23 protein-coding genes and 1 pseudogene are annotated in these 21,743 nt (G+C 66.9%); 16 read left to right on the top strand and 8 right to left on the bottom strand.

Annotation, left to right across the window (positions count from 1 at the left end; genetic code table 11):
- The first annotated feature begins 1 nt into the window (after nucleotide 1).
- The 13 genes from folE to clpC1 all read left to right on the top strand — a co-directional run bounded on the left by folE (nucleotide 2) and on the right by clpC1 (nucleotide 12,481).
- Nucleotides 2-610 carry a GTP cyclohydrolase I FolE gene (gene folE / locus AADZ55_RS21610; RefSeq protein WP_085325253.1) on the top strand — a complete coding sequence of 203 codons (609 nt, stop codon included), beginning with the start codon at nucleotides 2-4 and terminating at the stop codon, nucleotides 608-610.
- Nucleotides 607-1,449 (top strand): dihydropteroate synthase, encoded by an 843-nt coding sequence (gene folP / locus AADZ55_RS21605; RefSeq protein ID WP_085325254.1) that lies wholly within the window; start codon nucleotides 607-609, stop codon nucleotides 1,447-1,449. The genes folE and folP overlap by 4 nt, the downstream gene beginning before the upstream one ends.
- Nucleotides 1,442-1,843 (top strand): dihydroneopterin aldolase, encoded by a 402-nt coding sequence (gene folB / locus AADZ55_RS21600; protein WP_085325255.1) that lies wholly within the window; start codon nucleotides 1,442-1,444, stop codon nucleotides 1,841-1,843. The genes folP and folB overlap by 8 nt, the downstream gene beginning before the upstream one ends.
- A complete protein-coding gene (gene folK, locus AADZ55_RS21595) occupies nucleotides 1,840-2,400 on the top strand; it encodes a 2-amino-4-hydroxy-6-hydroxymethyldihydropteridine diphosphokinase (RefSeq protein WP_085325256.1) in 561 nt (186 codons plus the stop codon). Before folB ends, folK begins: the two co-directional genes overlap by 4 nt.
- On the top strand, nucleotides 2,400-2,876 hold the full coding sequence (locus AADZ55_RS21590; RefSeq protein ID WP_085325257.1) for a DUF3180 domain-containing protein: 477 nt from the start codon (nucleotides 2,400-2,402) through the stop codon (nucleotides 2,874-2,876). The genes folK and AADZ55_RS21590 overlap by 1 nt, the downstream gene beginning before the upstream one ends.
- Nucleotides 2,877-3,083: 207 nt before the next feature.
- Entirely contained in the window at nucleotides 3,084-4,355 is a 1,272-nt protein-coding gene (locus tag AADZ55_RS21585; RefSeq protein ID WP_085325258.1) for a DUF6779 domain-containing protein, read from the top strand.
- Nucleotides 4,356-4,456: 101 nt separating this feature from the next.
- Nucleotides 4,457-5,368 carry a Rossmann-like and DUF2520 domain-containing protein gene (locus tag AADZ55_RS21580; protein WP_085325259.1) on the top strand — a complete coding sequence of 304 codons (912 nt, stop codon included), beginning with the start codon at nucleotides 4,457-4,459 and terminating at the stop codon, nucleotides 5,366-5,368.
- Nucleotides 5,365-6,321, top strand: a complete 957-nt coding sequence (panC, locus tag AADZ55_RS21575; protein WP_085325260.1) for a pantoate--beta-alanine ligase — start codon at nucleotides 5,365-5,367, stop codon at nucleotides 6,319-6,321. Before AADZ55_RS21580 ends, panC begins: the two co-directional genes overlap by 4 nt.
- Nucleotides 6,321-6,752 (top strand): aspartate 1-decarboxylase, encoded by a 432-nt coding sequence (panD, locus tag AADZ55_RS21570; protein ID WP_085325261.1) that lies wholly within the window; start codon nucleotides 6,321-6,323, stop codon nucleotides 6,750-6,752. The genes panC and panD overlap by 1 nt, the downstream gene beginning before the upstream one ends.
- A gap of 2 nt (nucleotides 6,753-6,754) precedes the next feature.
- Complete coding sequence (locus tag AADZ55_RS21565; protein ID WP_085325262.1) at nucleotides 6,755-7,570, top strand: type III pantothenate kinase; 816 nt, start codon at nucleotides 6,755-6,757, stop codon at nucleotides 7,568-7,570.
- 99 nt (nucleotides 7,571-7,669) lie between these two features.
- Nucleotides 7,670-9,184 (top strand): lysine--tRNA ligase, encoded by a 1,515-nt coding sequence (gene lysS, locus AADZ55_RS21560; protein WP_085325263.1) that lies wholly within the window; start codon nucleotides 7,670-7,672, stop codon nucleotides 9,182-9,184.
- Nucleotides 9,185-9,282: 98 nt separating this feature from the next.
- Entirely contained in the window at nucleotides 9,283-9,621 is a 339-nt protein-coding gene (gene lsr2 / locus AADZ55_RS21555) for a histone-like nucleoid-structuring protein Lsr2 (protein WP_085325264.1), read from the top strand.
- A 313-nt stretch (nucleotides 9,622-9,934) separates the two neighbouring features.
- Nucleotides 9,935-12,481 carry an ATP-dependent protease ATP-binding subunit ClpC gene (clpC1, locus tag AADZ55_RS21550; RefSeq protein WP_085325265.1) on the top strand — a complete coding sequence of 849 codons (2,547 nt, stop codon included), beginning with the start codon at nucleotides 9,935-9,937 and terminating at the stop codon, nucleotides 12,479-12,481.
- A gap of 102 nt (nucleotides 12,482-12,583) precedes the next feature.
- On the opposite strand, the gene AADZ55_RS21545 is transcribed toward clpC1, so the two are convergent.
- The 4 genes from AADZ55_RS21545 to mhuD are packed head-to-tail and all read right to left on the bottom strand — an operon-like array spanning nucleotide 12,584 to nucleotide 15,312.
- On the bottom strand, nucleotides 12,584-13,459 hold the full coding sequence (locus tag AADZ55_RS21545) for a peptidoglycan recognition protein family protein (RefSeq protein ID WP_242670159.1): 876 nt from the start codon (nucleotides 13,457-13,459) through the stop codon (nucleotides 12,584-12,586).
- A gap of 38 nt (nucleotides 13,460-13,497) precedes the next feature.
- Nucleotides 13,498-13,620, bottom strand: coding sequence for a hypothetical protein (locus AADZ55_RS21540; RefSeq protein WP_278248606.1), 123 nt, complete (start codon nucleotides 13,618-13,620; stop codon nucleotides 13,498-13,500).
- Nucleotides 13,621-13,643: 23 nt separating this feature from the next.
- Complete coding sequence (locus AADZ55_RS21535) at nucleotides 13,644-15,023, bottom strand: serine hydrolase (RefSeq protein ID WP_085325266.1); 1,380 nt, start codon at nucleotides 15,021-15,023, stop codon at nucleotides 13,644-13,646.
- Nucleotides 14,995-15,312 carry a mycobilin-forming heme oxygenase MhuD gene (gene mhuD / locus AADZ55_RS21530; protein ID WP_085325267.1) on the bottom strand — a complete coding sequence of 106 codons (318 nt, stop codon included), beginning with the start codon at nucleotides 15,310-15,312 and terminating at the stop codon, nucleotides 14,995-14,997. The genes AADZ55_RS21535 and mhuD overlap by 29 nt, the downstream gene beginning before the upstream one ends.
- Nucleotides 15,313-15,326: 14 nt before the next feature.
- On the opposite strand from mhuD, the gene AADZ55_RS21525 reads away from it, so the two are divergent.
- Nucleotides 15,327-16,118: an alpha/beta fold hydrolase gene (locus AADZ55_RS21525; protein ID WP_085325268.1), complete on the top strand. Its 792-nt coding sequence runs from the start codon at nucleotides 15,327-15,329 to the stop codon at nucleotides 16,116-16,118.
- Nucleotides 16,119-16,129: 11 nt separating this feature from the next.
- Here the strand turns inward: AADZ55_RS21525 and AADZ55_RS21520 are convergent, their stop codons facing one another.
- Nucleotides 16,130-17,041 (bottom strand): A/G-specific adenine glycosylase, encoded by a 912-nt coding sequence (locus AADZ55_RS21520; RefSeq protein WP_085325269.1) that lies wholly within the window; start codon nucleotides 17,039-17,041, stop codon nucleotides 16,130-16,132.
- Here AADZ55_RS21520 and AADZ55_RS21515 point away from each other — a divergent pair.
- Together AADZ55_RS21515 and AADZ55_RS21510 are read left to right on the top strand one after the other, a co-directional pair.
- Nucleotides 17,040-17,672, top strand: a complete 633-nt coding sequence (locus AADZ55_RS21515; RefSeq protein WP_085325270.1) for a carbonic anhydrase — start codon at nucleotides 17,040-17,042, stop codon at nucleotides 17,670-17,672. The genes AADZ55_RS21520 and AADZ55_RS21515 overlap by 2 nt on opposite strands.
- Nucleotides 17,673-17,768: 96 nt before the next feature.
- Nucleotides 17,769-18,575, top strand: a complete 807-nt coding sequence (locus tag AADZ55_RS21510) for a hypothetical protein (RefSeq protein ID WP_085325330.1) — start codon at nucleotides 17,769-17,771, stop codon at nucleotides 18,573-18,575.
- Between the two features lie 12 nt (nucleotides 18,576-18,587).
- On the opposite strand, the gene disA is transcribed toward AADZ55_RS21510, so the two are convergent.
- The 3 genes and pseudogenes from disA to AADZ55_RS21495 form a co-directional block, all read right to left on the bottom strand.
- Entirely contained in the window at nucleotides 18,588-19,664 is a 1,077-nt protein-coding gene (gene disA, locus AADZ55_RS21505; protein WP_085325271.1) for a DNA integrity scanning diadenylate cyclase DisA, read from the bottom strand.
- Nucleotides 19,652-21,108 (bottom strand): annotated as a pseudogene (gene radA / locus AADZ55_RS21500) (DNA repair protein RadA). Before radA ends, disA begins: the two are co-directional and overlap by 13 nt.
- An 84-nt stretch (nucleotides 21,109-21,192) precedes the next feature.
- Nucleotides 21,193-21,741: a hypothetical protein gene (locus AADZ55_RS21495; protein WP_085325273.1), complete on the bottom strand. Its 549-nt coding sequence runs from the start codon at nucleotides 21,739-21,741 to the stop codon at nucleotides 21,193-21,195.
- Nucleotides 21,742-21,743 lie beyond the last annotated feature (2 nt).

Raw genomic sequence — 21,743 nt, 5'->3', positions numbered from 1 at the left:
GATGTCACAGCTAGATTCCCGCACCTCGTCTCGTCGTGTGTGTGTGTTCGACCAAGAACGTGCCGAGGCCGCGGTCCGCGAGTTGTTGTACGCGATCGGGGAGGATCCCGATCGCGACGGCTTGGTAGCCACCCCGACTCGCGTCGCCCGGGCTTATCGCGAGATGTTCGCCGGGCTCTACACCGACCCCGACTCGGTGCTGAACACCATGTTTGACGAAGATCACGACGAGCTGGTGTTGGTCAAGGAAATCCCGATGTACTCCACCTGCGAACACCATCTGGTGGCGTTCCACGGTGTGGCCCATGTCGGCTACATCCCCGGCGACGACGGCAGGGTGACCGGCTTGTCGAAGATCGCGCGGCTGGTCGATCTGTACGCTAAACGGCCGCAGGTGCAGGAGCGGCTAACGAGTCAGGTCGCCGATGCCCTAATGCAGAAGCTGGATCCGCAGGGGGTAATCGTCGTGATCGAGGCCGAGCACCTGTGCATGGCCATGCGCGGGGTGCGCAAGCCAGGCTCGGTCACCACAACGTCGGCGGTGCGTGGCCTGTTCAAGACCAACGCCGCTTCTCGAGCCGAAGCGCTCGACCTCATCTTGCGCAAGTGAGTCCGGCGCCCGTGCAGGTGATGGGTGTTCTGAACGTCACGGACGACTCGTTCTCGGACGGCGGGCGCTATCTCGACCTTGACGATGCGGTCGAGCACGGCCTGGCAATGGCTGCCGAAGGCGCGGGCATCGTCGACGTCGGAGGCGAGTCGACCCGGCCCGGTGCTCCTCGGGTCGACCCGGCAGTGGAGATGTCTCGTGTCATGCCCGTCGTCAAAGAGCTTGCAGCACAGGGCATCACCGTCAGCATTGACACTATGCGCGCGGATGTCGCACAGGCGGCGCTGCAGAGCGGCGCTCAGATAGTCAACGATGTGTCGGGTGGGCGGGCCGATCCGGCCATGGGGCCGCTGTTGGCCGAGGCCGGTGTGCCGTGGGTGTTGGTGCACTGGCGGCCGGTAGCGGCCGACACCCCGCATTTGCCGCCGCGCTACGGCAACGTGGCGGCCGAAGTGCGTGCCGACCTGCTCGCCAGCGTCGCCGACGCGGTGGCGGCCGGCGTCGACCCGGCAAGGCTGGTGATCGATCCCGGGCTCGGATTCGCCAAGACGGCGCAGCATAATTGGGCGCTCCTGCGGGCCCTTCCGGAGCTGGTGGCCACTGGAATCCCGGTGCTACTGGGTGCTTCGCGCAAGCGCTTCCTCGGTGAGTTGCTAGCCGGGTCCGATGGCGCGGTGCGACCAACCGATGGGCGTGACACCGCGACGGCGGTGATATCCGCGCTGGCCGCGCAGTACGGAGTCTGGGGTGTGCGGGCGCACGATGTGCGGGCCTCGGTCGATGCCATCAAGGTCGTCGAAGCGTGGATGGCGGCGGAAAGGACCGGACACGATGGCTGACCGAATCGAGTTGCGCGGCCTGACTGTGCACGGCCGCCACGGCGTGTATGACCACGAGCGAGTCGCCGGGCAGCGGTTTGTCGTCGATGTCACCGTGTGGATAGACCTGGCCGATGCCGCCAAGAGCGACGATCTGGCCGACAGCTATGACTACGCGCAGCTGGCTTCGCGAGCGGCCGACATAGTCGCCGGACCGTCGCACAACCTGATCGAAACGGTCGGAGCCCAGATCGCCGACCACGTCATGGACGACGAGCGGGTCCATGCCGTTGAGGTGGCGGTACACAAGCCGCAGGCCCCCATTCCGCAGATGTTCGATGATGTGGCGGTGGTGATTCGGCGGTCGCGGCGTGGCGGCCGCGGTTCGGTGATCCCGGCGGGCGGGTCGGTATGACGCGGGTAGTGCTGTCCGTCGGCTCCAACCTGGGGGACCGCCTGGCACGACTGCAGTCGGTGGTCGACGGGCTCGGCGATGCCTTGGTTGCGGCGTCCCCGGTATATGAGACGGACCCCTGGGGTGGGGTGGACCAGGGGCCGTTCCTCAACGCGGTGCTGATCGCCGACGATCCTGCCTGCGAACCGCAGGAGTGGTTGCGTCGCGCGCAGGAGTTCGAGCGCGCTGCCGGCAGGGTGCGTGGCCAGCGTTGGGGCCCACGCGATCTCGACGTCGACCTGATCGCCTGCTACCGGGCCGGGAAGCGTCTGGTCGAGCTGACCGTGCGCGAGACCAACCTCACCGTGCCGCACCCGCTGGCCCATCTGCGGGCCTTCGTGTTGATCCCGTGGATTGCCGCCGACCCGGCGGCGCGGCTGACAGTGGCCGGGGACCCGCGGCCCGTTGCCCAGCTGCTGGCCGAGCTGGAGCCTGCCGAGCGGGACGGTGTCCGGTTGTTCGGTGCGGCGTTGAATCTGAATGGCAGACGTGCAGCCAATCCGGAACCGGAAAGCTGATGGGACCGACCCGCAAACGTGACCTGACGGCCGCGGTGATCGGCGCTGCGGTGGTGGGTTATCTGCTGGTGGTGGTGCTGTATCGGTGGTTCCCACCGATCACGGTGTGGACCGGTTTGTCCCTGCTGGCGGTCGCTATCGCCGAGGCGCTGTGGGCTCGCTACGTGCGGGCCAAGATCAGCGATGGCGAAATCGGCGACGGTCCCGGCTGGCTGCACCCTCTTGCGGTGGCACGCAGCCTGATGGTCGCAAAGGCCTCGGCGTGGGTGGGTGCGCTGGTGCTGGGTTGGTGGATCGGGGTGCTGGGGTACTTCCTACCGCGGCGGTCGTGGCTGCGGGCAGCCGCCGAGGACACCACCGGCACGGTGGTGGCTGCCGCCAGCGCGCTGGCGTTGGTGGTTGCCGCGCTGTGGCTGCAACATTGCTGCAAGTCTCCGCAGGACCCGACCGAGCGCGGTGAGGGCTCGGAAAGCTAAGCCCGCTCGACGATGCCGGCGGACACGTCGCCGCGGCCCAGCCGGGCCACGGGCTTCGCTCGACGACGTTGCTGGCCGCGCAGCGGGCGCTGAATGAGGGCTCGTCGACGCGGCGAATTCGCTCGGATTGACGCCCCAGTCCAGCCAGGTGTGAATCGCCGGACCGGCGCGACACGCGGATTGACCTCGTCCGGGTACAGTCAGGCCATGACCGTTCTGTCCCGCGGCGCCCGGGTCCGGCGCGGCGGCCGCAGGCCGGGTTGGGTGCTCTTGACGGCGTTGCTGGTCCTGGCAATTGCCGCGAGTTCCGCCTTGGTTTTCACCAATCGCGCGGAACTTCTCAAGCTCGCTGTGATCCTGGCGCTGTGGGCCGCAGTCGCCGGTGCGTTCGTGTCGGTGTTCTACCGCCGGCAGAGCGACGCGGACCAGGCGCGGGCGCGTGACTTGAAACTGGTCTACGACCTTCAGTTGGATCGCGAGATCTCGGCGCGCCGTGAGTACGAGCTGACCGTGGAGTCGCAGCTGCGTCGGGAACTGGCCTCGGAGTTGCGCGGTCAGGCCGCCGACGAGGTAGCGGCGCTGCGGGCCGAGTTGGCCGCGCTGCGAACCAGCCTGGAGATCTTGTTCGACGCCGACCTCCAACACCGACCGGCCCTCGGAACCCTGGAGGGGGAGGCCAGCACCGCGCGCGCCTTGAGCGATCGGCCCCCCAATGGTGAAGGCCCACCGGCAGACTGGGTGTCCAGCGATCGCGTTACGCCGGTTCAGCACGGGGATGCGGCCAGCCGCACCGACGACACCTCGATCATCGATGTGCCCGAGGTGGGGGTACCACCGGTTAGCAGCGGACCGCTGTTGTCGCCCCCGCAGCCCATACACACGCAGGAGTGGGTCGGGCGGCACTATGAGCCTCGGCCACCGGCGCCACCCGGTCCGCGGTTCGAACCGCAGCACCGGCCGCCGCCGCAACCGGAACCATCAACCTGGCAGCAGCCGGTCGCCGATCACGGGCAATGGCTGCCTCCCGGGACACCCGGCGGCCATTGGCCATCCGTCGAACCCGAAACCACCCCGGCCGCCCCGCCGTCGGGCCGCCGGCGCCGTGCTCGGCATGCCAGTCCCGAAGACCAGGGCTACAACCCGCTCGCCCACGTTGAGCACGCACCGCAATACGGTGCGTCCGGCCGCCGGTCGCGTCATTCGGCGGAGTACCGCGACCCTGACGTCGGGGCCCCGGCGGGCGCCGGGCTCGGTGAGCCCCCGCCGCCAGCGCCGGACGCCCCGCCGCCACCCCGCATGGCCCCGCCGCCACTTCCTGAGCCCGTGTCCCGGCACCGCAGTGAGGACACACCGGTGGATGGCTCGGGTGGCTCGCATTCGCGGGACCCGCAGATTGGTGGCCAGTCGGTCGCCGACCTGATGGCGCGGCTTCAGGTGGAGTCGACCGGAGGCGGCCGGCGGCGCCGCCGTGGCGGCTAGCTGGGTCCTGCCGCACAAATCGACTACAGTCTTGGTGACCGTCCGGTACCCGACGAAGTGTGGGACTGGAACGAACGAAGAAACCTGTGAGGTCGTCTGCTATGGAGCAGCTCGACGGTTTGCGCCCGGCCAGGCTCAAGGTGGGAATCATCTCGGCCGGCCGGGTTGGCACCGCGTTAGGGGTTGCGCTGGAGCGCGCCGACCACGTTGTGGTGGCGTGCAGCGCCATCTCCCATGCGTCCCGGCAGCGTGCGCAGCGGCGGCTGCGCGACACCCCGGTACTGCCCCCGCCGGACGTGGCCGCCAGCGCCGAGCTGCTGCTGCTGGCGGTTACCGACAGCGAACTTGCCGGCCTGGTTTCCGGCTTGGCCGCCACCTCGGCGGTGCGGCCTCAAACGATCGTGGCGCACACCTCCGGTGTCAACGGGATCGGCATCCTGGCGCCGCTGACCGAACAGGGCTGTATGCCACTGGCGATTCACCCGGCGATGACGTTCACCGGCTCCGACGAGGACATCAGCCGGCTGCCAGACACGTGCTTCGGGATCACCGCGGCTGACGATGTCGGGTACGCGATCGGGCAGTCACTGGTTCTCGAGATGGGTGGGGAGCCGTTCTCGGTGCGCGAGGACGCCCGCGTCCTCTACCATGCGGCGCTGGCCCATGCGAGCAATCACATCGTGACCGTGCTGGCGGACGCTCTCGAAGCGTTGCGCACCGCCCTGCGCGGGGGCGAGCTGCTCGGCCAGCAACGCATCGACAACCAACCGGGTGGGATCGCCGAACGCGTCATTGGGCCGTTGGCCCGGGCGGCGCTGGAGAACACGCTGCAGCGCGGGCAGGCCGCCCTCACCGGGCCGGTCGCCCGCGGCGATGCGGCCGCCGTCGCCGGGCATCTGGCCGCATTGGCGGAGGTCGACCCGGAACTGACCCAGGCATATCGGGTGAACGCGCTGCGGACCGCGCAACGCGCCCACGCGCCCGAGGACGTCCTCGAGGTTCTGGCGCGGTGAACGCGACGAAGCCGCCTACCTTCAACCCGGGCGAACTCAACGTCTACGTTCAGCCCCGCGATGCCACCGACGTCAGTCGCGCACTGCGACACACCGGCCGGCGAGTGATGTTGGTGCCGACCATGGGTGCGCTGCATGACGGACACCTCGCCTTGGTACGTGCGGCCAAACGAGTGCCCGGCTCGGTGGTCGTGGTGTCGATCTTCGTCAACCCGCTGCAATTCGGTGCCGAGGAAGACCTGGACGCCTATCCCCGTACCCTGGACGACGACCTGGCCCAGTTGCGCGCCGAAGGTGTGGAAATGGTTTTTGCCCCGACCGCCGCGGCGATGTATCCCAATGGCCTGCGCACCACGGTGCAACCCGGTCCGCTGGCCGCCGAACTCGAGGGCGGACCGCGGCCAACCCATTTCGCTGGCGTGCAGACGGTCGTGCTGAAGCTGCTGCAGATCGTGCGCCCGGATCGGGTGTTCTTCGGCGAGAAGGACTACCAGCAGCTGGTGCTGGTCCGGCAGATGGTCTCGGACCTCAACGTCGACGTCCAGGTGGTTGGGGTGCCGACGGTGCGCGAAGCCGACGGGCTGGCGATGTCGTCGCGTAACCGCTACCTGGACCCGGCCCAGCGTGCAGCGGCGGTGGCGCTCTCCGCGGCGCTGACGGCCGGGGCGCACGCGGCAACGGCTGGTGCGCAGGCCGCGCTGGATGCCGCTCGCGCGGTGCTAGACGCTGCGCCCGGCGTGGCGGTCGATTACCTGGAACTGCGCGACGCCGGGCTAGGTCCGGTACCGCTCAACGGTTCCGGTCGGCTGCTGGTTGCCGCCCGGCTCGGCACCACCAGGCTGCTGGACAACATCGCAATTGAAATTGGAACTCTCGCCGGCACCGACGGGCGGCAAACCGTGGGGCCGGACGGACGTCGGGCGCAGCCCGTTGAATCACCTTGGAGGAACTGATGTTACGGACGATGCTGAAGTCGAAGATCCACCGTGCCACCGTCACGCAGGCCGACCTGCACTACGTCGGATCGGTGACCATCGACGCCGACTTGATGGACGCCGCCGACCTGCTCGAAGGCGAACAGGTAACCATTGTCGACATCGACAACGGCGCCCGGCTGGTCACCTACGCGATCACCGGCGAGCGTGGCAGCGGCGTGCTGGGAATCAATGGTGCCGCAGCGCATCTGGTGCATCCAGGAGATCTGGTGATCCTGATCGCGTACGGAACCATGGAGGACGCCGAGGCCCGCGCCTACCAGCCGCGGATCGTGTTCGTCGACGCGCACAACAAGCAGATCGACCTGGGCCACGATCCGGCCTTTGTGCCCGCGCTCGATATACCCGAAGTGGGGCAGCTGCTAGACCCCCGGATCGGTGCGCGATAACCGTGCTGCTGGCGATCGACGTCCGCAACACTCACACCGTCGTCGGGCTACTGTCTGGAACCGGAGAGCACGCAAAAGTAGTGCAGCAGTGGCGGATACGCACCGAATCCGAAGTCACGGCGGACGAACTGGCGCTCACGATCGACGGCTTGATCGGCGAGGACTCCGAGCGGCTCACCGGTACTGCCGCCCTGTCCACCGTCCCGTCTGTGCTGCACGAGGTGCGGATCATGCTCGACCAGTACTGGCCGACAGTGCCCCACGTGTTGATCGAGCCCGGCGTACGCACCGGTATCCCCCTGCTGGTGGACAACCCGAAAGAAGTGGGCGCCGATCGGATCGTGAACTGTTTGGCCGCCTTTGACCGGTTCAGGAAGGCCGCCATCGTCGTCGACTTCGGATCATCGATCTGTGTTGATGTCGTTTCGGCCAAGGGTGAATTTCTTGGGGGGGCAATCGCGCCTGGGGTGCAGGTGTCTTCCGATGCCGCGGCGGCCCGCTCTGCCGCGCTGCGTCGGGTCGAGTTGGCGCGCCCACGTTCGGTGGTCGGCAAGAACACGGTCGAATGTATGCAGGCCGGTGCGGTGTTCGGCTTCGCCGGACTGGTCGACGGCTTGGTCGGCCGCATCCGCGAGGACGTCAACGGCTTCTCCGGCGGGGACGTCGCGATCGTGGCCACCGGGTACACCGGGCCGCTGCTGCTGCCGGAACTGCACACCGTCGCCCACTACGACCAGCACCTGACCCTGCATGGCCTGCGGCTTGTGTTCGAGCGCAACCGGGACGCCCAGCGCGGCCGGCTCAGGACAGCGCACTGAGCCGTTCTTCAGCGAGATCGCCGCAGTGGTAGCGATTATTCGCACCACCGACCGTGCCGCGATCTCGGCGCCGCCTCGGTTCATTTAAGCTGGCACGTCGTGAGTGCCGCCGACCCAGCAGACCTTCCCGAGCAGTTCCGGATTCGCCGGGACAAGCGTGCTCGCCTGCTGGCGCAGGGGAGTGACCCTTACCCCGTCGCGGTGCAGCGCACCCACACGCTCGCCGAGATTCGCGCCGCCTACCCCGACTTGCCCATCGATTCGGCGACCGATGACGTCGTCGGGGTCGCGGGCCGGGTGATCTTCGCGCGCAACTCGGGAAAGTTGTGCTTTGCCACACTCCAGGACGGCGATGGTGCCCAGCTGCAGGTGATGATCGGCCTCGACAAGGTCGGCCAGGTGGCACTCGACGCGTGGAAGGCCGACGTCGATCTGGGCGACATCGTCTACGTGCACGGCACCGTGATCAGTTCGCGCCGTGGTGAGCTGTCTGTCCTGGCGGACTGCTGGCGGATCGCCGCCAAGTCGCTGCGGCCGCTGCCCGTGGCGCACAAGGAGATGGGTGAAGAGTCGCGAGTTCGGCAGCGCTACGTGGACCTGATCGTTCGCCCGCAGGCGCGCGGTGTGGCCCGGCTGCGGATAGCCGTCGTCCGTGCGATACGGACGGCGCTGGAACGCCGCGGGTTTTTGGAAGTCGAGACGCCTATCTTGCAGACGTTGGCCGGTGGCGCGGCGGCGCGGCCGTTCATCACTCATTCCAATGCGCTGGACATCGATCTTTACCTGCGTATCGCGCCGGAACTGTTCCTCAAACGCTGCATCGTGGGTGGTTTCGACAAGGTCTTCGAACTTAATCGAGTGTTCCGAAACGAAGGAGCCGATTCTACGCATTCCCCGGAATTCTCCATGCTGGAGACCTACCAGACCTACGGAACCTATGACGATTCGGCAGTCGTCACCCGAGAGCTTATTCAAGAGGTCGCCGACGAGGCGATCGGAACCAGACAACTGCCACTGCCCGACGGCAGTGTCTACGACATCGACGGCGAATGGGCGACTATACAAATGTACCCGTCACTGTCCGCGGCGCTCGGCGAAGAGATCACACCGCAGACGACGGTCGATCGCTTACGTGAGATCGCAGATAACCTCGGCCTGGAGAAAATCCCACCGATTCATGACAACCGTGGCTTAGGTCACGGCAAACTCGTCGAGGAACTCTGGGAGCACACGGTGGGCATGGCCTTGACCGCACCCACATTTGTCAAAGATTTTCCGGTGGAGACAACGCCTTTGACCCGTCAGCACCGCAGTATCCCCGGCGTAACGGAGAAGTGGGACCTCTACTTGCGCGGAGTCGAACTGGCCACCGGGTACTCGGAATTAAACGACCCCGTAGTCCAGCGCGATCGATTCGCGGATCAGGCTCGCGCCGCAGCCGCCGGCGATGACGAAGCGATGGCGCTTGACGAGGATTTTCTGGCCGCTCTCGAGTACGGGATGCCGCCATGCACCGGAACCGGAATGGGTATCGACCGGCTGTTGATGACTTTGACTGGGTTGTCAATTAGGGAGACTGTATTGTTCCCGATTGTTCGGCCGCACTCCAACTGAACTGCGGGTGTCTGGATTGAGTATTCTGCGTACTTATGGCAGATTAGTGTCCGGGGAGTCTATCCATACTGCACAGGAAGAAACGCGAGGGTAAGCGAATGGCGAAGAAAGTAACCGTCACCTTGGTCGACGATTTCGACGGTTCAGGCGCCGCCGACGAAACGGTCGAATTTGGGCTTGACGGGGTGACCTATGAGATTGACCTTTCGACCAAGAATGCCACGAAACTGCGCGGCGATCTGAAGCAGTGGGTGGCAGCCGGTCGTCGCGTCGGCGGGCGCCGGCGCGGGCGCTCCGGCTCCGGACGTGGCCGCGGCGCGATCGACCGTGAGCAGAGCGCGGCGATCCGTGAATGGGCTCGCCGCAACGGGCACAATGTATCGACGCGTGGCCGTATCCCGGCCGACGTCATCGACGCATTCCACGCTGCGACCTAATGCACGGTAACCGGCGCCCAGGCTCCAGCCTGGGCGCCGGTGCTTTGCCATTTTCTCTCGGTGTTCGCTGGTGGCGAACTGATCGCCGGTCAACGCGGGAAACGCTTCGGTGGTTTTTCTCGTTTATCTAGGTGCGGTTCCGTTCAACGGAGAGTTTGGCCCCGCGGTCCGGAACTGAGAAGGCACTGCGAGGTTAGGAACCCTGGCAGGCCGACCATTACAGTGGACGGCAGGTACACGGTGTCGGCCCCGGTGCCGACACGGTCCTAGCAGGACGGAGTGCCCAATGGTGAGGGAGAGCAGGTAACCACCGATGTTCGAACGATTTACCGATCGTGCCCGCAGGGTCGTCGTCCTGGCGCAGGAAGAGGCCCGGATGCTCAACCACAATTACATCGGCACCGAGCACATCCTGTTGGGTCTGATCCACGAAGGCGAAGGCGTGGCAGCGAAGTCGCTGGAGTCGCTGGGGATCTCGCTGGAAGGCGTTCGCAGCCAGGTCGAGGAGATCATCGGCCAGGGCCAGCAGGCGCCGTCGGGCCACATCCCGTTCACCCCTCGCGCCAAGAAGGTTCTGGAGCTGAGCCTGCGCGAGGCGCTGCAGCTTGGTCACAACTACATCGGTACCGAGCACATTTTGCTGGGCCTTATCCGGGAGGGTGAGGGCGTGGCCGCGCAGGTGCTGGTCAAGCTGGGCGCTGAGCTGACCCGGGTGCGCCAGCAGGTGATCCAGCTGCTGTCCGGCTACCAGGGCAAGGAGGCCGCCGAAGCCGGCACTGGTGGCCGGGGCGGCGAATCCGGCAGCCCGTCTACTTCATTGGTGCTCGACCAGTTCGGCCGTAACCTGACGGCGGCCGCGATGGAAGGCAAGCTGGACCCCGTCATCGGCCGCGAGAAGGAAATCGAGCGGGTGATGCAGGTGTTGAGCCGGCGCACCAAGAACAATCCGGTGCTGATCGGCGAGCCCGGTGTCGGTAAGACGGCCGTGGTCGAAGGACTCGCGCAGGCCATCGTGCACGGCGAGGTTCCCGAGACGCTCAAGGACAAGCAGCTTTACACGCTGGACCTGGGATCGTTGGTCGCAGGCTCGCGCTACCGGGGTGACTTCGAGGAACGCCTGAAGAAGGTGCTCAAGGAGATCAACACCCGCGGTGACATCATCCTGTTCATCGACGAGCTGCACACGCTAGTCGGAGCCGGTGCCGCCGAGGGCGCGATCGATGCCGCGTCGATCCTGAAACCGAAACTCGCTCGGGGTGAACTTCAAACGATCGGCGCCACCACGCTCGACGAATACCGCAAGTACATCGAGAAGGATGCCGCGCTGGAGCGCCGGTTCCAGCCGGTGCAGGTCGGCGAGCCGACGGTGGAGCACACCATCGAGATCCTCAAGGGTCTGCGCGACCGGTACGAGGCCCACCACCGGGTGTCGATCACCGATTCGGCGATGGTGGCCGCCGCCACCCTGGCCGACCGCTACATCAACGACCGGTTCCTGCCCGACAAGGCGATCGACCTGATCGACGAGGCGGGGGCGCGGATGCGTATTCGTCGGATGACGGCGCCGCCGGACCTGCGCGAGTTCGACGAGAAGATCGCCGAGGCGCGCCGGGAGAAGGAATCGGCGATCGACGCCCAGGACTTCGAGAAGGCCGCCAGCCTGCGTGACCGGGAGAAGACGCTGGTCGCTCAGCGCGCCGAGCGCGAAAAGCAATGGCGTTCAGGCGATCTCGATGTGGTCGCCGAGGTGGACGATGAGCAGATCGCCGAGGTGCTGGGCAACTGGACGGGTATCCCGGTGTTCAAGCTCACCGAGGCCGAGACCACCCGCCTGCTGCGCATGGAAGACGAGATCCACAAGCGGATCATCGGGCAAGAGGATGCCGTCCGCGCTGTTTCCAAGGCGATCCGTCGAACCCGCGCCGGGTTGAAGGATCCCAAGCGCCCGTCGGGTTCGTTCATCTTCGCCGGCCCGTCGGGTGTCGGTAAGACCGAACTGTCCAAGGCGCTGGCCAACTTCCTGTTCGGCGACGACGACGCGCTCATCCAGATTGACATGGGCGAGTTCCACGACCGGTTCACCGCGTCGCGGCTGTTCGGCGCTCCGCCGGGATACGTCGGCTACGAGGAGGGCGGCCAGCTCACCGAGAAGGTTCGGCGCAAGCCGTTCTCTGTGGTGCTGTTCGACGAGATCGAGAAGGCACACCAGGAGATCTACAACAGTCTGTTGCAGGTTCTCGAGGACGGCCGGCTCACCGATGGGCAGGGGCGCACGGTGGACTTCAAGAACACCGTGCTGATCTTCACGTCCAACCTCGGCACCTCCGACATCTCCAAGCCGGTTGGCCTGGGCTTCTCCCAGGGTGGCGGTGAGAACGACTATGAGCGGATGAAGCAGAAGGTCAACGACGAGCTGAAGAAGCACTTCCGCCCGGAGTTCCTCAACCGCATCGACGACATCATCGTCTTCCACCAGCTGACTCGCGAGGAGATCATCCGGATGGTCGATCTGATGATCAGCCGGGTCGCCGGCCAGCTGAAGAGCAAGGACATGGCGCTGGAGTTGACCGACGCGGCCAAATCGCTGCTGGCCAAGCGTGGTTTCGATCCGGTGTTGGGTGCCCGCCCGCTGCGGCGCACCATCCAGCGCGAGATCGAGGACCAGCTTTCGGAGAAGATCCTCTTCGAGGAGGTCGGGCCCGGACAGGTGGTCACCGTCGACGTGGACAACTGGGACGGCGAAGGCCCCGGCGAAGATGCGGTGTTCACCTTCACCGGGACGCGCAAGCCGCCGGCGGAGCCGGATCTGGCGAAGGCCGGAGCCCACAGCGCGGGCGGCCAGGGGACAGCCGCGGAGTAGCGCGGTCTGGGTCCGGTCGGTCGGGTTGGGCGGCAATCTCGACCGTCGGCCGCTGCGGCGATAGGCTCACGGCTGCCCGGTTAATGGCGTTGAGCGGTGCCGCTACCGTTTGCCCTCGTCGCGTTTGGGCCCGCCCCGGTCGACGCCCTCGCGCGGGTCGGCGACCGCCGCTGCCGAGGTCAGGTCTGGCTCGAGTTTTGCGGCTAGGGCGTCGACCTTCCTGCCGAGCTCGGCAAGGTAGTCGACGATCGTCTTGTCACCGAGTACGGGCCAGCCCCGGCCCTCGATGCCGCGCAGCTGGTCCCATACCTCCTCGAGGAGGGTGCGATCGTCGCGCGGGTTGCGCGGCTTGGGCAGGGTGGGCGGAGGGGCGATCTGCACCGGCGGCGGTATGACTTCGCGGTCGAACTCGCCTCGCATGTCCTTGGCCACCTCGGCGCGAAACCAATCCATCGACAGGTTTCCGGGATCCCATTTGCCTTGGGCCGCCCCGGCATACTCCTTGTGCCCGATATTGCGCTCGGGCCCGTAGCCGAGCCTGAGCGTGAGCGCCGCCGCGACGTCTCTCATGCTCACGATCTGCGCGTCCGGCCAACGCTCACCGGCATCGTAGGAGCCGTCACGCCGGATGGTTGGCCACGCGCACTCGACGCCAATCATGTGCCAGTTGGCGTTGTCGGTCGGTAACCACGGGTAGGAGCCGCGGCCGGCGTGCCAGCACACACCTGCCGCGACGATCGTCACGACACCGCTATGCGCGATGTGCAGGTTGGACAGCGGGCCGGGCAGGTCGGGCCGGCCGCGGGCGATGCTTTTCGCGGTCTCGCGCGAGTTGCCGGTGTGGTGCCACATCACGCCACGGATGTCGCGAAAGTACCCGTGTCCGCGTTCCTGCCAGCCGTCGAGCACCCGCAGGCGCTCGCCGAGCGCTGGCCGCAGCACCTCCTCGAGCCAAACCGGGTCGCCGGTCCATCCCACGGTGCGCCTCCTCCGATCGGTGAGCCGGCGCGAATCGGTCATCGAGCGCGCAGGCGTCGAAACGTCTCATAGATCTCGTCGAGGTAGGGCGGTCGGTCGTTACGCACCGCGTGGCGAACGGCGGCCATCGGCCCCGGCAGCCATGGCGGTGTGTCGATCACGCCGCTTCTCGGGTCGCAGCCGCCTATCGAGGCGCTATCAGCGCGAAGACCTGCTTGGCGACCTGCAGCATCCAGCCGGTCACGGTAGGTCCGTGATCGCGGGGCCAGTTCAGCTGAAAGCTGACCACCCACGGCTGCTGTGTCTTGTCGACGGCGTACCAGCTGAACGTCAGGTCGCCCGGTAGGCCACCGGCCTTCGCGCCGATGTACCGCCATTCGTCACGATTCAACCCGATACCCGGGACAGCGGACAGGATCTGTGTGACGGGTGCGGCCCGGCCGACCGCGTCGGCTTGCAGGGCCGCGTGTACACGGCAGATATCTTCGGCACTGCCATACCATTCCGCGCCGTAGTTTGAGGCCGGAGTGTGGGCGCGTGTCGGGTCGGGTTGGTAGGGAGTCGAATTGGCCTGCAACAGTATCTGGGCACGGACCTGTTGGGGCGCATGCTTCCACTTCTCACGCAGATCTGGCTTACCCCAGCCGACGGAGAACAGCTCGTACATCGTGGGGAATGGCGTCATGCTGGCCGGATCGTGATGGCCGGCAGTGGCCAGCGCATCCTCGATGGCGTGCGTGCCCAACCTCTCGATCAGCAAGTCGGTGGCCATGTTGTCGCTGGTGGCGATCATCTTCTCGGCGGCCGTGCGAACCGAAACCCGTGCTCCGGGTGCCAGCTCCAGGCCCGAGGAGCCCACGGCTTTACTCTTGGCGGTGACGGTCAACAGATCATCCCAGGTCACGGTTCCGTCCCGGAGCGCACTTGCCAGCGCATGCAGTACGTACAACTTGAAAATCGATGCCAACGGCAAAGACTCGCCGGTGTTGCTGCCCGCCACCGGGTCACAATGACGGTTGTCGACTTTGGCGACCTGGTATGAGTAGCGGGCGCCGGTCTTGCTGAGGACGGCGTCGACGTCGCGCCACGAAGTGATCGACGGTGCCTGCGTTTCGACGTCGAACCGGTCGACCCAGCCGCCGTCGTCGGTATGAATGCGGATGTCTTGGTGCCCGCCGTAGGAGGAGATGAGGTGCAGCGTGGCCACACTGGCGCCGATATCGACGCCGTCGAAGGCGAACGGGCGATCCCACCACAGCTCTTCCATGGTGGTCGTGACCTTGTCGACCAGGTCGGGCGCGGCCAGGGTGCGAACACCGAGCGGGCCGATCGGCCAGTCGGAGTTGAGCATGTCCATGGTCTGCTGGGCTCGGACACCGGGTGGGGTTCGGGTGTCGATCCGGGTCCCCGGATTCGCCGCATTCGCACTCGACTCAGGGGAGGATGCGCAACCCGGAGCCAGCGCGACGACCAGCGCAGCGGCGCTGCTCCATGCGAATATCCGGGCCAGCAGACGGCGCCGCGCCGCGCTGCGGCTAGTCGGCCTTACCGGTGCCGGCGACATCCATCACAACCTCGAATTCCAGTAGCGACGCGCCCGTTGCCACCGGGTTGGCCCGGTGACCGGCATGGGCTTCGATGGCGGGTCCAGTCGCCCACGCCTGGAAGTCTTCTTCGGACTCCCAGTGCGTCACCACGAAGTAGCGGTCTTCGCCCTTGACCGGACGCAGTAGCTGAAAGCCGAGAAAACCTGGAGAGTTCTCGACCGCATGCGCGCGGTGGGCGAAACGCTTCTCCAGCTCGGGGCCAGCGTCCGCGGGCACCTCGATTGCGTTGATCTTCACCACTGGCATGTCGCTAGGCTACCGTGCCCGGCATGCCGACCGATCTGTTGACTCCTCGCGGCGGGCAGGGCGAGCCGCTGGTCCTGGTGCACGGGCTGATGGGCCGGGGCTCCACCTGGGGCCGTCAACTACCGTGGCTGACTCGGTTGGGCACCGTGTACACCTACGACGCACCCTGGCACCGGGGCCGTCATGTCGAGGATCCGCACCCGATCAGCACCGAACGCTTCGTGGCCGATCTGAGCGAAGCGGTGACCGCGCTGGGGGGACCGGTCCGGCTGGTCGGACACTCGATGGGCGCCCTGCACTCGTGGTGTCTGGCCGCGGCGCGTCCCGACCTGGTATCGGCACTGGTGATCGAGGACATGGCGCCGGACTTCCGGGGCCGCACCACCGGTCCCTGGGAACCTTGGCTGCATGCGCTTCCGGTCGAATTCGGTTCTGCCGAGGAAGTATTTGCCGAGTTCGGGCCGGTCGCCGGGCAGTATTTTCTGGACTCTTTCGACCGCACCGCCACCGGTTGGCGGCTGCACGGGCATACCGCACGATGGATCGAGATCGCCGCCGAATGGGGCACCCGCGACTACTGGGCGCAATGGCGAGTGGTGCGAGCGCCGGTGCTGCTCATCGAGGCGGGCAACTCGGTGACGCCGCCGGGCCAGATGCGACAAATGGCCGAAAGGGATTGTCCAACGACCTATTTGCACGTACCTGACGCCGGTCACCTGGTGCACGACGAGGCGCCGCAGGCATACCGGCAGGCGGTGGAATCCTTCTTGGCGGGGTATCGGAGTTCCGTTGCGATCGGCTCCTGATCCGGACCAAGCTACCGCTCGCCGCCCAACGCGAATCGGCCGTCGACCGTCTGGGTCACCAGGCCGTCGACCAGCAACGAATCCAGTGCCCGGTCGCGCTGGCGCGTGTCGGACAGCCAGGCGACGTCCAGCTGAGCCCTGGTAACCGGAGAATCAGTGGCGCGCAATACATCCAGCAAGCATCCGCGGACCTGACGGTCGGTTCCGGCGTAGCGCTGCACCCGCCGCGCGGGGCCGACCGCGGGGGGATAATCGGCGCTCCGCCAGGCGCATTCGGCCAGCGGGCACAATCCGCACCGCGGCGCCCGTGCGGTGCACACCGTCGCGCCCAGCTCCATCAGCGCCACCGAAAACCGCGGGGCCGTGCCGTCCTCGGGCAAAAGCGCCGCGACGTCGGCGTGGTCCCGCGACACCGACGGTGAACCCGCGTCGGCGCGGCCGTGCACGGCACGAGCAACCACGCGACGCACGTTCGTGTCCACCACCGGCACCCGTTGGCGGTACGCGAAACACGCCACCGCTCGCGCGGTGTAACTCCCGACACCCGGCAGCCTCAGCAGGGTCTCGACATCGCTGGGAACCACATCGCCGTGATCCCGCGCAATAACGGTGGCGCATTCGTGCAGGCGCAGAGCGCGACGTGGATAGCCCAGCTTGCCCCAGGCGCGCAACACCTCGGCGGTGCTGGCGGCGGCGGTGGCCGACGCGGTGGGCCATCGTCGCACCCAATCCGGCCAGATCGACAGCACCCGGGCTACCGGCGTCTGCTGCAGCATGAACTCGCTGACCAGGATCTGCCATGCGGTAACACCGGCATCTCGCCAGGGCAAGTCGCGGCGCGATCGCTCATACCAGGCCAGAAGATTAGTGACTGCTATGTGTCCGGGTCGCTTCACCCGCGGGTCCGGCACAATGTCTGGCATGCCCAATACCAATCCGATAGCCGCATGGAAAGCACTCAAAGAGGGTAACGAGCGATTCGTCGCCGGCCGCCCCGAGCATCCCAGTCAGAGCGTCGACCATCGTGCCAGCCTGGCCGCCGGGCAGAAGCCGACGGCGGTGATCTTTGGCTGCGCCGACAGTCGGGTGGCCGCCGAGATCATCTTTGACCAGGGCCTCGGCGACATGTTCGTGGTGCGCACCGCCGGGCACGTCATCGACTCGGCGGTGTTGGGCTCCATCGAATATGCGGTGACGGTCCTCAACGTTCCGCTCATCGTCGTCCTTGGCCATGACAGCTGCGGCGCCGTCAATGCCGCCCTGTCCGCGCTCAACGACGGCAATCTGCCCGGTGGCTATGTGCGGGATGTGGTGGAACGGGTGGCGCCATCCATTCTGCTGGGCCGCCGCGACGGCCTGACCCGGGTCGACGAGTTCGAGCAGCGGCACATCCACGAGACGGTGGCGCAGCTGATGGCGCGTTCGTCGGCCATCAACCACCGGGTGGCTGCGGGCAGCCTGGCGATCGTGGGCGTGACCTATCAAATCGCCGACGGGCAGGCGGTGTTGCGCGACCGCGTCGGCGATATCGGCGATATCGCCGATCAAGTCTGATCTCGGGCGCCACTAACACGGGAGTCGCCCGGCAAAGCTTGCGACACGCCGAGGCGGGTCAAGCACGTCTGCATGACCTGCGCCTACGGTGTAAATGTGCTGGATCTGGAACCGCATGGCCCGCTACCCACCGAGATCTACTGGCGGCGCAGGGGCCTGGCCCTGGGCGTCGCGGTGGTCGTAATCGGGATCGCGGTGGCCATCGTCGTCGCCTTCGTCGACAACAGCGCCGGTGCCAAACCGGCCAGCGCCGAGAAGCCGGCCTCCGCTCAAGGCCATGCTTCGCCGGCGCCCCAAGCACCCCAGCCGGCCGGGCAGACCGAAGGCAACCCCGCGGGGACGCCGCCGCAAGGCCAAAACCCCGAGACCCCCACACCCACCGCGGCGGTCCAACCGCCTCCGGTGCTCAAGGAAGGGGATGACTGTCCAGACTCGACGCTGGCTGTCAAGGGTTTGACCAACGCGCCGCAGTACTACATCGGCGACCAGCCGAAGTTCACCATGGTGGTCACCAACATCGGGTTGGTGTCCTGCAAACGCGACGTCGGGGCGGCGGTGCTTGCCGCCTACGTCTACTCGCTGGACAACAAGCGGTTGTGGTCCAACCTGGACTGTGCACCGTCAAATGAGACGCTGGTCAAGACGTTTGCCCCGGGTGAGCAGGTGACGACCGCGGTGACCTGGACCGGGATGGGATCGGCACCACGCTGTCCATTGCCGCGGCCGGCGATCGGGCCGGGCACCTACAACCTCGTCGTACAGCTGGGCAATCTGCGGTCGCTGTCGGTTCCGTTCATCCTCAATCAGCCGCCACCGCCGCCCGGGCCGGTACCTGCCCCGGGTCCGGCGCTCGCGCCGCCGCCCGAGGCACCGCCCGCGGCTGCGCCCGGCCCGGGCGGCTAGCCGGTGCCGGGGTCAGTGGTCGGCGATGGTCGACTCGGCCAGCTGCGACAGACCTTCGCGCACATGACTTGCCCACATCGCGCCGATCCCGTCCACTGATTGCAGGTCGCTGGCGCTGGCCGCAAGCAGACCCTGCAACGTACCGAACGCGTGGACCAGTAGGTCGGCGTGGGCGAACTGGAGCCGCGGGATACCGGCCATCGCGCGGTAGCCACGCGGGCTCAGCGCCGAATCCTGTGCCTCCGTCGTGGTCGGGTATCCGAAAACTTTTGCCAGCGCGGTGAAATCGAGGAGTTCAGTGTCCGACAGCGCGTCCAGCTCGTCGAGAGTGGCGGCGATCTGCACCCTGGACAGCGCTTCGGGGTTGGCGTGATAGTCGCGCACGATCAATTCCCGGGCGGTGTCGTTGCCACCCAGCAGCTCGTCGAGCTGCAGGCGCAGCTGACGCCCATCGGTGCCGAGTTCGACGACGTCGTAGTCGATCACCAGCCCGATTCGCCGGACCAACTCGAGTCGTTGCACCACCGTCATCACGTCGCGCAGCGTGACGAAGTCCTCGATCTCCGCCCTGGACAGTTGCCGGCTGACCTCGTCGAGCCTGGTCTTGTACCGTTCCAGGGTGGCGATCGCCTGATTGGCCCGCGACAGGATGGTTGCGGAGTCGGTCAGCACGTGACGCTCCCCGCCCACGTAGACGGTCACGATGTTCATCGAGTGGCTGACGGAGATCACCGGGTAACCGGTCTGGATCGCGGCCCGCTCGGCAGAACGATGCCGGGTGCCCGATTCGTCGGTGGGTATCGACGGATCCGGTACTAGCTGCACGTTGGCCCGCACGATGCGGCTGCCGTCGGTGGACAGCACGACGGCGCCGTCCATCTTGCACAGCTCGCGCAACCGGGTCGGTGCGCAGCCGACATCGAGGGAGAAGCCGCCATCGCAGATGGCCTCGACGTTCTCGTCGTGGCCGAGCACGATCAGGGCGCCGGTGCGGCCGCGCAGGATGCGCTCCAGGCCGTCCCGCAGCCCGGTGCCCGGTGCCAGCCGAGCGACAGCCTCACGGAGGGTCAGACGAGTCACAGGGTGCATTCTGCTACGTGCCGGCCGCCTAGTGGGACGTGTCCAGCCGACGAACCGTTGCGGGGGTGGCGGTGCGGTGGTCGGCAATGTCGATCATGTGTTCCAGCGCCGCGATGATGTTGGGTGCGCACAGCGCGTGCATACCGGGCGGCACCGCATCGCAACCCGGCGGGACCAGGGCAATGGTGAACCCTTGGCGGGCGGCCTCGGACAGGCGCCGGGCCATCCCGTTGACCTGCCGGATGTCGCCGGCCAGCCCAACCTCGCCGATCATCACCGCGGTGACGGGCAACGGCAGATTTGCGTAGGCCGAGGCGAGCGCGAGGGCAACGGCGAGATCCGCCGACGGATCGGTCAACCGCATGCCGCCCACGGTGGACAGGTAGATGTCGTTGACCGCGATGGTCAGCCGGGCATGCTTTTCCAGCACGGCGGTGATCATCGCCGCGCGGGCATGGTCGATCCCGCTGACGGCCCGCCGGGGCGAGCCGCCGGTCGGCGTCGCCAGCAAGGCCTGGACTTCCCCGATGAGCGGCCGCTTTCCGTCCAGCGTCACGGTGATCGCGGTGCCGGCGACCGGTGTCGGCCGCTGATCCAGAAAAAGGTTCGACGGGTCGGCAACACCGTCGATTCCGTTGTCGTGCAGGAGGAAACACCCAACTTCGTCGGCGGCGCCGAATCGGTTCTTGACCCCGCGGACCATCCGCAAGGCGCCGCTGCGGTCGCCTTCGAAATGCAGCACCACGTCGACAAGGTGTTCCAGCGAGCGGGGTCCGGCTATGGCACCGTCCTTGGTGACGTGGCCGACGAGAATCAGCGCGAACCCGTTGGCCTTCGCGGCGGCGGTCAGCCCGGCCGTGACCGCGCGCACCTGCGTGACCCCACCGGCGACGCCGTCGGCCTCGCGGGTGGACATGGTTTGCACCGAGTCGACGATGACCAATGCCGGTCGCACCGTCTCGATGTGGTCGAGCACCGTATGCACGTCGGATTCGGCGGCCAGGTAGACCTCCTCGACCTGCTCCGTGCCGCCGCAGCCGATCCGGTCGGCGCGCAGCCGAATCTGGCCGGCGGACTCCTCTCCCGAGACATACAACGCGCGCCGCCCGGACTGGGCGGCGCGGTGCGCGACCTCGAGCAGCAGCGTCGACTTACCCACTCCGGGATCGCCGGCCAGCAGTGTCACCGAACCGGGAACGATGCCGCCGCCAAGCACTCGGTCCAGTTCGTCGATGCCTGTCGGGCAGGGTTGGGTGCGGTGGGCGTCGACGGAACTGATCGGAACCGCGCGCGACGCCGGGGCCACCGAACGACGCCCCGCGCCACCGACCGCACCGAGCACTGCCACCTCGTCGACGGTGCCCCAGTTGCCGCACTCCAGGCAGCGGCCCACCCACTTCGCGCTGAGATGGCGACATTCCGAGCAGCGGTACTGTGAACGAGCGTTGGCCACGCGGTGACCGTAGCGGGCGGGTGTGACAACCCGAGCGGGCGAGCGGCGGGCAATCGGGCTACGGGTGCGTGCCCGCGCGGGCGCCTATTCTTGCGGCGGGGCAGATCCAGCCGAAATTGGCACCAGCACGCTGCCCTGTCCGGCCTTCTCGAATTTGAAGGTGAAGTTGTAGGTGAGGCCGTTGCTGATCGGCTTGGTCAAGGTAACGGTCGCTTTGGCCGCTTCATTGGACGGCAGGGGCCCCGGCGCCACGATCTGACCGTCCGGGATACCGATGAACAGCATCCCGGACGGGGGCACCCGAGCGTCGCCGGTCACCGTCACCGTGCCGATATCACTGGTGACGCCCACCAGCCGGTCCGCAACATCCGGTGATTGGTTGACGGCCACCAGCACCAGATCGACCGCCTTGCCGGGCTGGATGAAATCACTGGTCTGTACGGCCTGGATGCGGATATCGCGCAGCATCACGTTGTTGATGGTGAGCCTGTTGCCGTCGACGGCCGGCTCCTGATTCGCGGTCTGGGAGATCTGGCCGGCGCCGCAACCGCTCAGCGCGGTGGCCAGCAGGGCGATGCTGGCCACCCGGGCGGTCATCCCGGCAAGACGCAGGCGGATGTTGCAGCGGTTCACTC

The organism is Mycobacterium decipiens (assembly GCF_963853665.1).
GTDB classification, from domain to species: domain Bacteria; phylum Actinomycetota; class Actinomycetes; order Mycobacteriales; family Mycobacteriaceae; genus Mycobacterium; species Mycobacterium decipiens.
This window is presented reverse-complemented; position numbering and strand designations above follow the sequence as displayed.

What these genes read in the sequence shown, in the direction of transcription:
- folB (WP_085325255.1), top strand. Translation starts at nt 1,442, where the DNA reads ATGGCTGACCGAATCGAGTTGCGCGGCCTGACTGTGCACGGCCGCCAC.
- panD (WP_085325261.1), top strand. Translation starts at nt 6,321, where the DNA reads ATGTTACGGACGATGCTGAAGTCGAAGATCCACCGTGCCACCGTCACG.
- lsr2 (WP_085325264.1), top strand. Translation starts at nt 9,283, where the DNA reads ATGGCGAAGAAAGTAACCGTCACCTTGGTCGACGATTTCGACGGTTCA.
- AADZ55_RS21585 (WP_085325258.1), top strand. Translation starts at nt 3,084, where the DNA reads ATGACCGTTCTGTCCCGCGGCGCCCGGGTCCGGCGCGGCGGCCGCAGG.
- mhuD (WP_085325267.1), bottom strand. Translation starts at nt 15,312, where the DNA reads ATGCCAGTGGTGAAGATCAACGCAATCGAGGTGCCCGCGGACGCTGGC.
- AADZ55_RS21590 (WP_085325257.1), top strand. Translation starts at nt 2,400, where the DNA reads ATGGGACCGACCCGCAAACGTGACCTGACGGCCGCGGTGATCGGCGCT.
- AADZ55_RS21535 (WP_085325266.1), bottom strand. Translation starts at nt 15,023, where the DNA reads ATGTCGCCGGCACCGGTAAGGCCGACTAGCCGCAGCGCGGCGCGGCGC.
- clpC1 (WP_085325265.1), top strand. Translation starts at nt 9,935, where the DNA reads ATGTTCGAACGATTTACCGATCGTGCCCGCAGGGTCGTCGTCCTGGCG.
- folK (WP_085325256.1), top strand. Translation starts at nt 1,840, where the DNA reads ATGACGCGGGTAGTGCTGTCCGTCGGCTCCAACCTGGGGGACCGCCTG.
- disA (WP_085325271.1), bottom strand. Translation starts at nt 19,664, where the DNA reads ATGCACCCTGTGACTCGTCTGACCCTCCGTGAGGCTGTCGCTCGGCTG.
- AADZ55_RS21580 (WP_085325259.1), top strand. Translation starts at nt 4,457, where the DNA reads ATGGAGCAGCTCGACGGTTTGCGCCCGGCCAGGCTCAAGGTGGGAATC.
- AADZ55_RS21520 (WP_085325269.1), bottom strand. Translation starts at nt 17,041, where the DNA reads ATGCCAGACATTGTGCCGGACCCGCGGGTGAAGCGACCCGGACACATA.
- AADZ55_RS21515 (WP_085325270.1), top strand. Translation starts at nt 17,040, where the DNA reads ATGCCCAATACCAATCCGATAGCCGCATGGAAAGCACTCAAAGAGGGT.
- folE (WP_085325253.1), top strand. Translation starts at nt 2, where the DNA reads ATGTCACAGCTAGATTCCCGCACCTCGTCTCGTCGTGTGTGTGTGTTC.